Genomic DNA, 15,181 nt, shown 5'->3' with positions numbered 1-15,181 from the left:
CAGTTAAAAACCCATTTTACACCACTGCGTTAATTATTGCAATTGGTATAACTTCTTTGGCTTGACGGTCAAAGGAGAAAATATATGACAACATACGAAAGTTTAAATCATTCTAAATGGGATTGCAAATATCATATTGTGTTTATTCCAAAGTGTCGTAAAAAAGAATTGTACGGGAAGGTTAGAAAATATCTTGGGAACGTATTCCATGAGTTAGCTTTTCAACGTGGGAGAAAGATCATAGAGGGGCATATGGTACAAGATCATGTGCATATGCTCATCAAGATTCCTCCTAAATATTCTGTAGCTGAAGTAATAGGCTATATCAAGGGGAAAAGTGCTATAGCCGTTGCTAGGCAGTTTGGTGGACGAAAACGTAATTTTAATGGAGAAAAGTTGTGGGCTAGAGGTTATGCGGTCTCAACTGTAGGATTTGAAGAGAATCAGATCAAACACTACATTAAGAATCAAGAGCAACTTGATAGTTTAGGCTCTGACGAATCAGGAGAATTTTAATTAACAATGGCAGCCCTTTGGGCTGCTCATAACCGTCAAGCCCCTCGCTTTGCGAGGGCGTTCTGACTTAAGTCATAAAGACACTATTTTTAACTGGTTAAAAGAACCCCATGTTCAAGAATTTTGGGATAATAGCCAAGAACATAAAGATGATATTTTAAATTTCATCAACGGTCGTATAAAACCTTCAAGTTACGCAGATGGTCTATACACATATTGGATTGGGTGTATCTATAACGAACCTTATTGCTTGGTCATGACACTACAAGAAAAGCAGGAATATTCTATACCACTACTCAAAAAAGCTTATCTTTCAAAGCATGGTCACACCTATAGCATGGATTATACCATTGGTAATATAGCCTATTTTGGCAAAGGATTAGGGGCAAAGACTTTAGAAGTATTTATTGATTTTATTAGAAGTAGTTATGATAGCCAAGTTGATACTTTTTTTATCGATCCAGATGTCACAAATCCAAGGGCTAGACATGTTTATGAAAAGGCAGGATTTAAATATATCGATGATTTTATTATGGAAGGAGATGGTGTATTTGCTGGACGCAAAACACATTTTTTAGTAAAGCGATTGTAATCAATGGTACAAATTAATACCAAAATAAAGAATACAGTAAAGTTTCAGGAAAATATTTTAATCCGGCTTGCTGAAACTACTGACATCTCATCATTTGTCGCTCTGTCATATAAAAAGCGTCGTGCTTATGAAAAAGTTCAGCCACAGTTTTGGAAATATGCCGGTCCTGAAGCTGAGAAATCTCAAAAGCAATGGTTCGAAGAGTTATTGAGGTTAGACGATCACATTATGCTAGCTGCAGTTTACAAAGAAAAAATATTAGGTTTCATCATCGGTAGATTAATGTCAGCACCAAAAGTCTATAACCCGGGTGGACTAACGCTTATGATCGATGATTTTTGTGTGGAAAGTAAACACGATTGGAATTCTATTGGTCAGAAATTGATTAAGGAAATCAAGAAACTCGCAAAAACTAAAAATGCTACTCAGTTTCTTGTCGTTTGTGGTGCATATGACGAACCCAAACGTAATTTCCTTAAAAGTATGGGCTTAACTGTAGCTTCTGAATGGTATGTGGGAAGAATTATGTGATTACAGGAATGAATCATGTTACTTTAGCTGTAGTTTGATCAGTCTTGTGAGTTTTTTCGTAATACTCTGCTGCTTTAAATAATTATTTTTTTAATATCATGGATTCACGTATTAAATGGTAATACTTGCGTTCGCCCGCCTCTTGTTTGTTGTTTCCATTCTTCAAATCATTATGGGTATACTCCCCAAATCTAACTTAAAACAATGGAAATCAGTTGTGTTTATTGTGAATTTTATTATAATGAACTATTTAAAGCCTTTATTTTAACTCAAGGTTATCTTAAGGCACGAATATTACTGACTTTAAATTAACCTATACTGCTCGTAAATGAAGAGTTGGTAGACGATAGTATAACTTCAAGAAGAGCTAGGAGTGTCAAAGTCGAGCAGCGGAGCGTACATTAGTACGTGAGCAGCGGAGATCTTTGGTCGCGGGAACGCCAATTCTTGAAGTTCTACCTGAGTATACTCCAATTCGGGATAAGAATTAACTAATTCTTATCCCAAATTCGTGTGACTACGTGGGAATGACATCCTAGGTCATTAAACCGATGTCTTACATCGATATTTGAGGTTAAATTAGTAGATTTAAGGATGGTTATGTATAGAATTAACTTTATTATTATAATCTTATCTTTCATGCTTACAGGTTGTCTGCCAGCTGTTTTTACTGCAGCAACTACCTCTACTCTTGCAGTTGCAAAAGATCAATCAATTGCGGAGACAATTGATGACGTAAAAATAGCTACAAAAATCAAAGCTTCTTTTATAAAAAATAATTTCAGGGAATTATATACTAAGATTAAGGTTGAGGTAAATCAGGGTAGGGTACTACTGACTGGAATCATAGACAAAAAAGAAGATGCATTAAAAGCTGTAGAAATTGTGTGGGGTGAAAAAGGAGTTTGTGAAGTTATTAATGAACTAATAATAGATAAAAAAAGTGATCATTTTGACTTAGTGCAATATACTAAAGATGCTATGATTACTAGTCAGATCAAGGCTAGAACTTTTGTTAACCGAGATATAAAATGGGTAAATTATACCATTGTTACAGTGAATGATATAGTATATATATTTGGTATAGCAAGGTCTGAGGAAGAATTAGAAAAAGTTACTTCTATTGCTTCCCAGATTAATGGTGTGGCAAGGGTTGTCTGTCATGTTAAAATAAAAGAAACTGAAGAAAATGATAATAAATAATCTCAATTCGATATGACTTGTCATATCAAATTCAGGTTAAATATGATATAAATGAAAGTGAAACTTAGATATATTCTTTTGTTGCTAGTTTATTGTATAGGGCTTAGCTCTTGTTCTACTAAGCCTAGTCTATATCGTAAATTATCGCAGGAAGATCCTAAAAATGTTCATTATAAGGGGCATTATAAGATAGGTAAAAAATATACTATCAAAGGTAAGACTTATAAACCTAAGGAAGATATTAATTGCAACCAAGTAGGTATAGCATCTTGGTATGGTTCTAAGCATAAATTTCATGGAAAAAAAACAGCAAATGGTGATACATATAATAAACATATGCTAAGTGCAGCCCATCCTAGTTTGCCATTACCTAGTTTGGTTAAAGTGACTAACTTAAGTAATAATAAATCTCTTATTCTTATGGTTAATGATCGCGGTCCTTTTAAAAAGAACCGTATTATAGATGTTTCGGAAAAATCTGCTGAAATTTTAGGATTTAAAAAACAAGGTACAGCAAAGGTTAGAGTACAATATATGCATAAGGAGACTAAAGAATTTTTGAATAATATTGCTTTAAAGCCTAAGGAAAATTGTATTGCAAAAAAGAAAGTAGCCAATCCTAAATGTAGCGTTAATTGTCATATTAAATTAGTAAATCTAAAACATAAATTGGCAGTTAACCCTTGATGATTTTTGTATTATAGTGTATTCCCAAATTGGAAAACCAATTCTTCAAGCTTTTATAGGAGTATACATGATTGTTTTTGGGAAATATAAATTAAATAGTCCTCAGTATCTTGAGTCTTATAGGAAGATGTTGTTGCTTAGAAGATTCGAAGAAAAATGTGGGCAGTTTTATGGTATGGGTCTAATAGGTGGGTTTTGTCACTTATATATTGGACAAGAAGCGATAATTACTGGTGTGGATTTAGTAAAACAGCTTGGTGATAGTACTATTACCAGTTACAGGGATCATGCTCATATTATTTCAGCAGGGACTGAAGCAAAATACGTATTAGCAGAACTGATGGGTAAAGAGACTGGTTGCTCGAAAGGTAAGGGTGGTTCAATGCATCTGTTTGACGTAGAAAACAAATTTTACGGTGGACATGGTATTGTAGGCGCTCAAGTACCTATAGGTACAGGTCTAGCTTTTGCTGAGAAATATCGAAATACTAATAATATATGTTTTACTTTCTTGGGAGATGGGGCAGTTAATCAAGGTCAAGTATATGAAGCTTTTAATTTAGCGGCGTTATGGCACTTACCTGTAGTTTATATTATTGAAAATAATCAATATTCAATGGGTACTTCAGTAGCTCGTTCTACCTTTATGACTGACCTTTACAAGAAAGGGGAGTCATGTGGTATTACGGGATTTAGACTAAATGGTATGTCGTTAGAGTCAGTTTATGATTATGTTCGGCAGGCTGCGGAGTTTGTTAGAAATGATGGTGGACCAATAATATTAGAAATGGATGCTTATCGTTACAGAGGACATTCAATGTCTGATCCAGGTAAATACCGTAGTAAGGAAGAAGTGGAAAACTATAAGGAACAAGACCCATTATCACAAGTGAAAAATATAATTTTGGCTAATAAATATGCTAGCGAAGAGCAGTTAAAAGAAATTGAGAAAGAGGTTAAAGAGGTCATTGCAGAAGCAGTTGAGTTCTCAGAAAGATCGGCATTACCGGATGAAGAAGAGCTATATACGAATATTTACGTTGAATGAGTAGAAACATGTTACAAACGACAGTACGGGAAGCCTTACGTGCAGCAATGCAAGAAGAAATGTTAAGAGATGATAGTATCTTTATTATGGGAGAAGAAGTTGCTCAGTACCAAGGAGCGTATAAGATAACCCAAGGGTTATTAGAGCAGTTTGGTTCAAAAAGGGTAATTGATACGCCAATAACAGAACATGGTTTTACTGGTGTGGCTATTGGAGCGGCATTTGCGGGGCTTCGTCCCATTGTTGAATTCATGACATTTAATTTTGCTATGCAAGCAATGGATCAAATAGTTAACTCTGCAGCTAAAACTCATTATATGTCTGGTGGAACTATTAAATGTCCAATAGTATTTCGTGGACCAAATGGGGCAGCAAGTCGAGTTGCTGCCCAACATAGTCACAATTATACAGCTTGTTATAGTCATATTCCGGGGCTTAAGGTAGTAGCTCCCTATAGTGCAGAAGATCACAAAGGGCTTCTAATGACTGCTATTCGTGACGATAACCCGGTTGTTTTTCTAGAAAATGAAATTCTCTATGGCCATAGTTTTGAAGTCCCAGAAATAATAGAACCAATTCCATTTGGTCAGGCTAAGAAACTTATTGAAGGTGATGATGTCACAATAGTAACATTTTCTTTGCAAGTTAAGTTGGCTTTAGATGCAGCAAATAGCTTGTATGATAGTGGTATTAACTGTGAGGTAATCGACCTAAGAACTATCAAGCCCTTAGATATAGAAACTATATTAGAGTCGGTTAAAAAAACTAATCGGTTGGTTGTTATAGAGGAAGGCTGGTTTTTTGCAGGTGTTGGTGCAACTATAGCTAGTATGGTAATGAACCAAGCATTTGATTATCTAGATGCTCCTATAGAGATTATCTCGGGTAAGGATGTTCCTCTACCATATGCTATTAATCTAGAGAAATTAGCACTGCCAACTATAGAAGATGTTATTAGTGCTGTGAAGAAAGTATGTTATACTAGCTAGACTTCAAGAATTAAGGTCGTCAGTTTAACCACTACCGATATCGTTCCCGCGTGGATCACTAGTATGTTATTCCCTCGTAGGCGGAAATCCATAATATCTAATAGCCTTTGCAGGCTATTTTTTGGATTCCCGCTTTTAGCTAGGAATGGCATCTTTCTGCCATTTAATAGTTTGGTGATGTATTTAGTAATATACTAATAATTTGGTCGATAAGATCAGAGTTAGCATTAATGTAGTCTTCAGTTAACTTTAATAACGCAAGCAGATTGGCTTTAGAAGCATTATCCATAGCACTTGTCTTTTTATCAAGTTCAAATTGTAGGCGGCAGGAATTACCATAAATTTCCCCTAATTCAGCATTATACAAACCTTGAGCTTGCATCATTCCGCTAATTAAATTAGCTTTTAGTACCCAACCAATAACCCCTGATTTACATAAATCTTTTGACTCTATGCCTAGTTTTGTCAATCCTGTACCAAGTGATATGAGTACGATATCTTTTTGAGTTAGTGTATCATCTAGTTCATAAGCTAAATTAGCAGCTGTCAACTCAGGATTACTGGCAAACATACCCCCATCTACTTGATAACTGCTGTTATTATACGCATTAGTTAGAAGCTTTGGTGCAAAGAATATAGGGGCAGCACTGCTAGCTGCTGCAATATTACTTATCAAAAAATCATTATTAGGGTCTTTAAGTGCCTGCTTTCTAGTCCACACCTGTGGTAAATTAGTATCCAAATTATAGGAAGTAACAGCCGTAGGGTTTATTAGTTGGCTCATCCTAGTATTACCAAAAAGCCCTATTAATATCTTGTCATATTGACTCCGATCGTATTTTGGTCCCCAAAGACCAAAACCAGTATATATTTTTCTAAACATGGAAGCGTAAAAAATATCTTTAGACTTTTGCATATATAGATCTAAAATGTCAGAAGCTTTATATTTGGGCTGTCCTGATTCATTAGGTGTCGTGAGAGCTAACACCACAAGTCCGCCTGTAAGAAGTACCTACCATAAGGTCGAATAACTCACTGGCAGGTTTACCACTTCGATTTTCAAACTCTGCAACAATACGTGCTGGTATAATACCCTTAACCCCACCGCCATCTATTGATAGTATTCTAACAGCTTTCTTCTTATTTTTAAGAATAGATATATTTTTTGTTACTAAAGGACATAAGTTGGCAGAAATTAAAGGAGAGTCTTTTTTGCTATATTGCATCTGTTTTTTAGGAGTACAAGCAGTAAATACTACTAATATAAGTAAAAATATCATGACATTTTTCATAATAACCTAAGAACATTTAATTTATAAAAAGTTAAGACTTAATTTTATAGACACTATAAAATACATATTTTGTCATCAAGATAATTCAGGTTACCCCAGCATTCAGGATAAGAATTAACTAACTCTTATCCCAAATTCGCGTAGGTTATATTATTCTATATTTTTATTGCCCTGACCATCAAGGCCTTTAGTTCCATCCAGCTTTGCATTAACTAAAGATATTTTACTAACAAAGGCTTTAATGAAATTAACATTTGTTAAATCAGTATCATTAAAATTTGTATTGTAAAGTTTGGCAGATTCTAATTTGCTACCGATAAGCGATGATTTACTAAAATCTGTGTTATTTAGATTTGCCATAGTTAAGTCAGTATTTTGTAATATACAACTCTGAAGCTTAGAATTAGATAAATCTACCCTTTTAAGAACAGAACCTGAAAAAATAGTTTGATTAAATACAAGATCTAGTAAATTTAAATCTTGTAAATTCATATTTGATAAGTCTTTTACCTGCTCTAAATCTTTTACAGAATATATAATATTTGTTGACTTAAGCTTATCAAAGTCTTGACTATTTAATACAATATTTCTATTAAAATCTGAATTAACAAAATTACTATCTTTATATCTCACATTATTTAGTTGAGAATTTATAATTGATGAATTATCAAAGGTTACTTCTGACAACTCTGAATTTATGATAGCCATTTGATAAAAATTACTATCAACAAATTTGGTACTATTTAAAACAGTATTCTGCATAAGCACTTTAGTAAAATTCACCTTATTAAATTGAGTACTAGAGAAATTAGAGTTTATTAACTCACTATTAGTCAAATCAGAATTAATAATAGTTGCTTGTTTGACATAGCTATTATTCAGTAATATACCAGTAAGATTACTATTCTCAATATCGCTATTAACAATGTTAATTTTATTTAACTTAAGCAAAATGCTACTGCAATTCTTTATTGATAGATCCTTTATGCTAGTGTTATTAAAGTGAGTATTATCCATAATACTCTTTTGAATTTGCACTTGCTGCAATTGTGCATTATTAAAATTGGTATTTTCAAAATTACAACTTTCAATAATTGCGTTGGTAAAATTTACAGACTGGAAAGAAGAAAAAGAGAATAACGAGTTAGTAAGTTTTATATTTTTTAATTGAGCCTGATTAATAATACCATGAGTAAAATCTGAATTATTAATAATCGCTCCAGTAAAATCCACCCCTGTTAGATCTACAGATTCACAATAACAATTAGTGATACTAGCGTAATTAGCTAATATTTGCCGCAAATCTGTACCATAAAAAATAGAGTTTGATATAACTGCATTTTTGAAACTACTTTTTCCTAAATTGCTTTTCTGAAAATTAGATTTACTTATAATACTACCATCAAATACAACTTTAATAAGATTGGCATTTTCAAAATTAACATTTTCTAAATTAGCTTTGATAAAATCAGTGTCCTCAAAATTTGATTGAATAAAATTACTTTTTTCTAAATTGGCATTTTCAAATATAGATGCTTGAAAATCTGAGCCATAAGCTGATATATTTTTTAATCTAGTATTAGAGAGATCACTTTCTTGAATTACAGATTTTGTTAGAACTGCATTCTCAAAATTTGCTCCCGAGAAATCCACACGTGATATTTCACAGAAACTTAAATCAACACTAGAAAGGTCTTCATCTGTCAGTTTAACACCTAATAATTTTAATCCCCTTAAATTTGAACCAAATTTACTTTTAATATTTACTCGTACCTTATTTTTATTCTGCTCTATTATATAATTCCTAATAACAAGACTTTGACTATTAGATAATAAACCATCTGCATCTCTCGGAGAATCCGAACATCCGGTAAGGAATAAAAGTAAAGCTAGAATAAAGAATTTTAGTTTAAAATACTCGCCAACAAAAGAGATGTTACTCTTGCTTCCTTTAACGTCATTTCCGCCGTAGCTCGAATGACACCGAGGCTGCTTAAAGATATTACAGAACATTCTTTCTGTTTACACCTGTTATATAATGATATAAAGAAGAAAATATTAATATCTTCACTAAACCAGTTGGTATAAATACTATAAACCCACTATAAATAGCTTGTTTAATTCCTATAATTGTTGTCAACCAGCTAACTCCCAAAAAGTAAATTATAACGTGACCAATAAGACAGCTAAAAAACCCTGCTAAAAATCTCTTAGTAAATTTTTCAGACAACCTACTATTAATTATACCCATAACAGGAGCTGCCAATAACATTCCTATAAGATAACCACCTGTTGTACCAAGAAGAAAATATAAACCACTGGATAATTTTGTAAACATTGGCAGCCCTACTATTCCGGCTGTAAGATAAGTTAAAATCGTAGCAAAACTAAGTCGAGGGCTATAAGTAAAAGCAATAATACTAACCACCACAGTTTGCATAGATACTGGTACTGGCTGGGTAGGAATAATAATCTGAGCTCCAGCAAAGAGAGCTATTACCCCCATCATCACTTTAATAACAACTACAGCATGCTTATTAGCTATAAAATTTGCTAGAGTTTTCTTATTCGTAACTGTCATAAATTTCCTCTTCGTTAAATTTATTATTAGGAATATGTAAATTGAGCAATTTCAATTTACGATGTAAAGCCGAACGTTCCATACCTACAAAGGATGAGGTCTTAGAAATATTATTATTAAACCTATACATTTGAGCGGCTAAATATTGCCTTTCAAAAATCTCTCTTGCCTCTCGAAGTGGCATGGTCATCATATCAACATTATCTTCCTGCTTTGCAGAACTAGCACTATTAACTAGAATTTCTGGTGGTATCATAGATGGTTTTATTACTTCATTATTATTTGAAGATAGTGGATTCATAATTAAAGTCCATTCTATCACATTGCGTAATTGCCTTATATTACTTGGCCAATTATAAACTTGCAGAGCTGCAATAGTTTCATCAGAAAATTCACGTGCTTTTAAACCAGAAAACTTAGCAAGTTGTTTAACAAAATATTTGACTAATACAGACATGTCATCTTTTCTATCATATAAAGATGGTACTTTTAAGGAAATAACATTTAGGCGATGATATAAATCTTCCAATAGTTCACCTTTACTTATTTCTTCTTGTATAACCTTAGAAGTTGCAGCAATAATCCTTATATCTAATTTTATTGCTTTGCTTCCCCCCTTATGAAACATTTGATCTTGCACAAATTTAAGCAATTTTACTTGTACCGAAACTGGCAAACCACTAATTTCATCTATGTATAAAGTACCATTATTTACTATTTCTAATATCGAAGGACGTATAACGCCTTGGTTCTCTATTCCTTCAAATAATTCTTGATGGACTCGGTCAGGATTCATGCATACTGGACTAAAGATTACGAAAGGAGCATTAGCCCTTTTTGATTTTTTATGAATTAACCGAGCAGCTAGTTCTTTACCACTACCAATTTTACCTTGAATCAATACTCTACTAGTAGCTAAAGCAGCTTTTTCAATATCAGACTTAAGCTTAGCTGTAATGTGAGAGTTACCTATAAGCTCAGTTTTATCAATAACCTTTGATTTCAGATCAAGATTTTCACGCTTTAACTTAGCTGCTTCACAGGCTCTTTTTAATAAAATCACTAACTTATCATGACTAAATGGCTTTTCTAGATAGTCATATGCACCCATTTTGATAGCATTTACTGCAGTTTCAATAGTACCATGTCCACTAATAACTATCACGGGCATTAGTGGATAGCGTTTTTTTACTATTTCCAAAATCCCAAGTCCATCAAGTTCACTACCCTGGAGCCAAATATCTAGAATAATTGCCGAGGGGGTTCTTTCCTGGAGTATTTTAAAAGTTTGAATACTATTAGCAGCGGTCTTGGTAGTAAACCCTTCCTCTTTTAAAATATCTGAGACTAAATCTCTAATATCTGCTTCATCATCAACAACAAGAACATCTATAGACATTGATTTTTCCTAAAACTAATTATTGAAATTATACGTTAATAGCTTACATAAAAGAAATCAACTAATTTTTATAACATTTTTACCACATAATCAAAATTATACATATTAAGCCCACACCAAGGCATGCGAATTCGTGATAAGATATACTATTTAAGAACTTGTTTTATAAGAGGAACAGTAATAGCTCGTTTATGAACTAATGCAAAATGCGTTATTATCCCTAATAATTTTATCATTTGATCAAATTGCCTCGGTAAATTAATTAATAAATATTCAATTACACAGTCAGATACTTTAAGCGATTGATCAGAAAAATACTTAAAGATTAACTTGGTCATTAATTCATCATCAGGCTGGTTTATTTCTAATCTTACAACAGCATTAATTCTTGAGGATAAATCCTGTAACACAAAATTACTAGCTAAACTTCCTGTAGTCATCAACAAATATTTACGACACTCACTTATTAAATTAAAACAATGGAGAACTTTTCTTTCATCCCAAAATTCTATATCTTCCATAATAAAAGCATTATACTGCATTATATCTTCTGCACTAAGTATATCTAAATCTTTTTTTATAAAAAATGCATTCGACAAATTTTGCCATATTTTACTAAGATAGGTCTTACCAGAGGATGGTGGCCCGTAAATCAAAACTGTAAACTCATACGGTTTACTTCCCCAAGATACAGACCAGTTTTTGATTGAATTGTATGCAACTTGATTAGAAAGTGAATTAATAAAATTATCTAGAGCATATAGATTATTACTAAATAATGGTAATATATATTGCTGGGAGTTTGGCATAATTAATGTTTAAGTCTTATAAAACTTACTGGATTTATAAAAGTCGATAGCGGCTAAAAACAAAACTTTTATTATACTAGCAATTGGCACAGCAAAAAATATACCAATAAAGCCAAATAGGTTACCCAGTGCTAGAACCGCAAATATTATCCAAAGAGGATGTAATCCTATCTTATCACCTATGATTTTCGGTGATAAAATATACCCCTCAACTATTAGACCAATCAAATAGATAATTATTATATAAAATAATTTATTGACCATACCAAAAGTAAAATAACTAACAATCATGGTAAGAGAAAAGGATATAAAAACTCCAACGAATGGTATAATTATTGAGAAACCAGATAATATCCCTAATAATACACCTAGATCTACGCCAAGAATCGATAAAGAGATTCCATAGTAAACTGATAATAACAAACAAACATTTAGTTGCCCTCTTATATAAGCAGATAAGGAACAATTAATTGCTGATAATATTTCTTGAATTTTCTTTTTACCTTTTAAAGGTAGCAAGAGGTCTATATTCTTTGCCATTGTTAGCCAATCCCGTAAAAAATAAAACAATATAAGCGGTATTAATAAAATTAACATAAATAAATTGATTGTTATCTTTGTCACATGCCAAATATTATTAGCAAGACCTGTGATAAGCAAAAATATGCCATTAACAAAATTACTAATAGAATCTTTTATCTTATCGGCAATATTTGGATCTATTGAATAAACTTTTGCCGTAATAACCGGTATTAATTCAGTTTGTAAGTAATCTTTATAAGCAGGAATTTTACTAATAAGTAGAGTTGTTTGTTGATATATGATAGGCAACACTACCACAACTACTATAGCAAAAATACTAAAAAACAGCAAAGAAATTACTGAAACTATTATAGTTCTAGATAGTTTATATCGTAATGAGAGATTATCAATTATAGGATGTAATATATATGATATTACTCCAGATATAAGAAATGGCATCAATATATCAGAGATCAAAGTCAAAGTTACTATAACAGTTCCAATAACAATAACCCAAAAAATAACTTTATCCAAGATTATGCCTTTTCTTTATTCATGTTTTTTTCGATACTTGCACTATAGCAGGTCTAACTAACCTATCTTTTATCTTGTAGCCTGATTGCATAATACCTATAATACTATCTTGATCATATTCATCTGATACTACTTGTGAAATTGCGTGATGTATATTGTAATCAAACTTTTCCCCTAATAATGGCTCTATTGATTCTAAACCGTGCTTTTTTAGTATGCTAGTCAATTCACTTTTAGTCATTTCTACCCCGGTAATAATACTAGCTAGATCACCTTCCGTATTTTGTGGCTTATGCTCCAAAGCTCTAGCAAGATTGTCGTTAACACTGAGTAAATCTTTAGCAAAAGAAAAAATGGCATAATTTTTTGCCTCGTCAATTGATTTTTCTAAACGTTTCCTAGTATTATCAGATTCGGCTATTGTCCTTAGCAATTTATCCTGTAAAACTTCAATTTGATTTTTCAAACTAGCAATCTCTTGCAAACTATCTTGTAATGTTAGAGAATCGGAAGGTTGGTTTTCTACTGCATTTAGCAGTTGAGCGTCAGTGTCAATTTCCTGATTATTACTATTATTATCTTGTTGTTTTTCCATATTTACAGCCTTTTTTCTTGCAAAAATCTATTTTCTTAACATATAGTGTAAATCTTTGTATTTTCAAGTCAATTTTAATTAAGTAATAATCCATGAGAGCTTTTAATAGAAAGAATAATCAATTACGCAATATTTCAATTGAACCTTCAGTTCTGCTTAACGCTGATGGTTCGTGTCTTGTTAAGTTCGGCAATACCCATGTAATATGTAGTGCAACATATGAAACAAATGTTCCGCCATTCCTACGAGGGCAAAATCAAGGTTGGATAACTGCTGAGTATGGTATGTTACCTCGCTCAACCCACCAACGTATGAAGCGTGAATCAACGCAAGGAAAACAGTCTGGTAGGACACAAGAGATTCAAAGACTAATTGGCAGATCGATGCGTACGGCAATTGATCTAAAAGCCTTGGGAGAAAAGCAAATTATCATTGATTGTGATGTAATTAATGCCGATGGTGGAACTAGAACAGCGGCAATTACTGGTAGCTATATTGCACTTCATTTAGCGATTAGATCATTAATTGCTAGAAAAATACTTAAAACTAATCCTTTAATTAGCCAAGTAGCCGCTATTTCATGCGGTATATATAAAGGACAGCCCATAGTTGATCTTGATTATTTAGAGGATAGCAACGCGGAAGTAGATGCCAATTTTGTTTTCTCAGGCAATGGAAATATAATAGAAATTCAAAGCACAGCAGAAAAAACCTCCTTTTCCGAAGAGCAATTTTATGATATGCTAAAATTGGCGAGGTTTGCTTCCTCTGATCTATTCAAGCTACAAAACCAAATATTATTAAATAGCACAATTTAATATTTTTACATGGAATATTTATGACTATAAAAGAATTTTTTACTAGATATTCGGAATTAAATGTTGAAGATTTAAAAAATCTTTTAGTTGATCGTGTTAAGGGTCTTAACATAAATCCAGCAGACAGTAAAGAAAAACTTATACATAATATAATCAAAACACCTGAAAAATCTATAGATCCAAAGGGTAGCCTTGAAAAAGCTGGTGTAATAATAGATATAATGGAAAAAGTTGTATTGCAGCATGCGGGTGATTTTCTAAAAGGAGCTCATGTAATGGTTGAGGACAATGGAGATATGTATGATACCTTAAAAGATTTAGGATTAGTTAAAGAACGAATCTCTTCACATCATAGAGGTAATAAAGCTGAGCCAGATGCATCAGTGCAAGCTGGAGAAATATTTAGGGAATTTTTAGTTGGAAAAACGAAAGACGGGAAAACATGGTTTCAGCTAGAAGCTCATTCTATAGGAGGGCTTAGCAATTTTATAAAACATATGATAGATTATGTGACTTATGTATTAACCGGCAAGAATGTTGGGCAATATGGCCTTTCAGAACACGTGGACAGCAAACCTATTACACTTAAGACTAAAGAAGTTAAGGAAAAAACACAAAAGAAAACTCCTACTACAACTGCCAAATTTGTACAAAGAATAGGAGATGAAAAGAGAAAAACACAACTTATTGAACGTTAATATCATCGCTCGTAGTTAATATACTCGGTGAACTTCAAGAATTGGCGTTGTCGTGTCTAAAGATCTCCGCTGCTCACGTACTAATGTACGCTCCGCTGCTCGACTTTGCTACTGCCTAGCTCTTCTTGAAGTTATACTATCGCCTACCAACTCTTCATTTACGAGCAGTATACTTACTACATATTAACTATTGGCTGTGCAAATTTCCCTGTAAATATACATTTTAGCCTTGCTTAGCTTTAAATCTTTTGATTTTCTTGTTTATTACAAGGATTTTACCTTTTCTTTTTACAACCTGACAATCTTTATCTCTTTTCTTTAAAGATTTTAACGAACTTACAACTTTCATATAAAACTATCCTTGGTA

The 15,181-nt window shown here is 32.7% G+C and carries 17 protein-coding genes and 1 pseudogene; 9 read left to right on the top strand and 9 right to left on the bottom strand.

Annotated features, from left to right (window positions below):
• Positions 1–84 precede the first annotated feature (84 nt).
• From tnpA to AAHM80_RS06200, 7 genes and pseudogenes are all read left to right on the top strand, one after another.
• A complete protein-coding gene (gene tnpA, locus AAHM80_RS06230; protein ID WP_342259383.1) occupies positions 85–516 on the top strand; it encodes an IS200/IS605 family transposase in 432 nt (143 codons plus the stop codon).
• A gap of 49 nt (positions 517–565) precedes the next feature.
• On the top strand, positions 566–1,108 hold the full coding sequence (locus AAHM80_RS06225) for a GNAT family N-acetyltransferase (RefSeq protein ID WP_342259626.1): 543 nt from the start codon (positions 566–568) through the stop codon (positions 1,106–1,108).
• Between the two features lie 3 nt (positions 1,109–1,111).
• Entirely contained in the window at positions 1,112–1,639 is a 528-nt protein-coding gene (locus tag AAHM80_RS06220) for a GNAT family N-acetyltransferase (protein WP_341755914.1), read from the top strand.
• Positions 1,640–2,239: 600 nt separating this feature from the next.
• Complete coding sequence (locus AAHM80_RS06215; protein ID WP_341748215.1) at positions 2,240–2,842, top strand: BON domain-containing protein; 603 nt, start codon at positions 2,240–2,242, stop codon at positions 2,840–2,842.
• 72 nt (positions 2,843–2,914) lie between these two features.
• Positions 2,915–3,529 (top strand): annotated as a pseudogene (locus tag AAHM80_RS06210) (septal ring lytic transglycosylase RlpA family protein); the annotation flags it as partial.
• A 67-nt stretch (positions 3,530–3,596) separates the two neighbouring features.
• Positions 3,597–4,577 carry a pyruvate dehydrogenase (acetyl-transferring) E1 component subunit alpha gene (gene pdhA / locus AAHM80_RS06205; protein WP_341755911.1) on the top strand — a complete coding sequence of 327 codons (981 nt, stop codon included), beginning with the start codon at positions 3,597–3,599 and terminating at the stop codon, positions 4,575–4,577.
• An 8-nt stretch (positions 4,578–4,585) separates the two neighbouring features.
• Positions 4,586–5,566, top strand: coding sequence for a pyruvate dehydrogenase complex E1 component subunit beta (locus tag AAHM80_RS06200; protein WP_341748217.1), 981 nt, complete (start codon positions 4,586–4,588; stop codon positions 5,564–5,566).
• A gap of 163 nt (positions 5,567–5,729) precedes the next feature.
• Here the strand turns inward: AAHM80_RS06200 and AAHM80_RS06195 are convergent, their stop codons facing one another.
• The 8 genes from AAHM80_RS06195 to grpE form a co-directional block, all read right to left on the bottom strand.
• Positions 5,730–6,554 carry a patatin-like phospholipase family protein gene (locus AAHM80_RS06195; RefSeq protein ID WP_342259625.1) on the bottom strand — a complete coding sequence of 275 codons (825 nt, stop codon included), beginning with the start codon at positions 6,552–6,554 and terminating at the stop codon, positions 5,730–5,732.
• A complete protein-coding gene (locus AAHM80_RS06190) occupies positions 6,532–6,858 on the bottom strand; it encodes a hypothetical protein (protein ID WP_342259624.1) in 327 nt (108 codons plus the stop codon). The genes AAHM80_RS06195 and AAHM80_RS06190 overlap by 23 nt, the downstream gene beginning before the upstream one ends.
• A gap of 150 nt (positions 6,859–7,008) precedes the next feature.
• Positions 7,009–8,871, bottom strand: a complete 1,863-nt coding sequence (locus tag AAHM80_RS06185; RefSeq protein ID WP_342259623.1) for a pentapeptide repeat-containing protein — start codon at positions 8,869–8,871, stop codon at positions 7,009–7,011.
• A complete protein-coding gene (locus AAHM80_RS06180) occupies positions 8,861–9,439 on the bottom strand; it encodes a biotin transporter BioY (RefSeq protein ID WP_342259622.1) in 579 nt (192 codons plus the stop codon). The genes AAHM80_RS06185 and AAHM80_RS06180 overlap by 11 nt, the downstream gene beginning before the upstream one ends.
• On the bottom strand, positions 9,423–10,838 hold the full coding sequence (locus AAHM80_RS06175) for a sigma-54-dependent transcriptional regulator (RefSeq protein WP_341748227.1): 1,416 nt from the start codon (positions 10,836–10,838) through the stop codon (positions 9,423–9,425). Before AAHM80_RS06175 ends, AAHM80_RS06180 begins: the two co-directional genes overlap by 17 nt.
• Positions 10,839–10,984: 146 nt before the next feature.
• Entirely contained in the window at positions 10,985–11,647 is a 663-nt protein-coding gene (locus AAHM80_RS06170) for an HdaA/DnaA family protein (RefSeq protein WP_342259621.1), read from the bottom strand.
• Between the two features lie 9 nt (positions 11,648–11,656).
• The gene (locus AAHM80_RS06165) at positions 11,657–12,703 is read right to left on the bottom strand and encodes an AI-2E family transporter (RefSeq protein WP_410521485.1); all 1,047 of its coding nucleotides are present in this window, start codon (positions 12,701–12,703) and stop codon (positions 11,657–11,659) included.
• A 19-nt stretch (positions 12,704–12,722) separates the two neighbouring features.
• Positions 12,723–13,298, bottom strand: coding sequence for a nucleotide exchange factor GrpE (grpE, locus tag AAHM80_RS06160; RefSeq protein WP_342259620.1), 576 nt, complete (start codon positions 13,296–13,298; stop codon positions 12,723–12,725).
• A 92-nt stretch (positions 13,299–13,390) separates the two neighbouring features.
• On the opposite strand from grpE, the gene rph reads away from it, so the two are divergent.
• On the top strand, positions 13,391–14,116 hold the full coding sequence (gene rph / locus AAHM80_RS06155) for a ribonuclease PH (protein ID WP_342259619.1): 726 nt from the start codon (positions 13,391–13,393) through the stop codon (positions 14,114–14,116).
• Positions 14,117–14,136: 20 nt separating this feature from the next.
• Positions 14,137–14,814 (top strand): hypothetical protein, encoded by a 678-nt coding sequence (locus AAHM80_RS06150; RefSeq protein ID WP_342259618.1) that lies wholly within the window; start codon positions 14,137–14,139, stop codon positions 14,812–14,814.
• A 223-nt stretch (positions 14,815–15,037) separates the two neighbouring features.
• Here AAHM80_RS06150 and ykgO read toward each other — a convergent pair whose 3' ends face one another.
• Positions 15,038–15,163: a type B 50S ribosomal protein L36 gene (gene ykgO / locus AAHM80_RS06145; RefSeq protein WP_094648811.1), complete on the bottom strand. Its 126-nt coding sequence runs from the start codon at positions 15,161–15,163 to the stop codon at positions 15,038–15,040.
• Between the last annotated feature and the right edge of the window lie 18 nt (positions 15,164–15,181).

The sequence above is a fragment of the Candidatus Tisiphia endosymbiont of Metellina segmentata genome (genome assembly GCF_964030715.1).
In the GTDB taxonomy this organism is placed as follows: domain Bacteria; phylum Pseudomonadota; class Alphaproteobacteria; order Rickettsiales; family Rickettsiaceae; genus Tisiphia.
The sequence above is the reverse complement of the archived record's forward strand: the minus strand, read 5'-3'. Positions and strand labels throughout refer to the sequence as shown.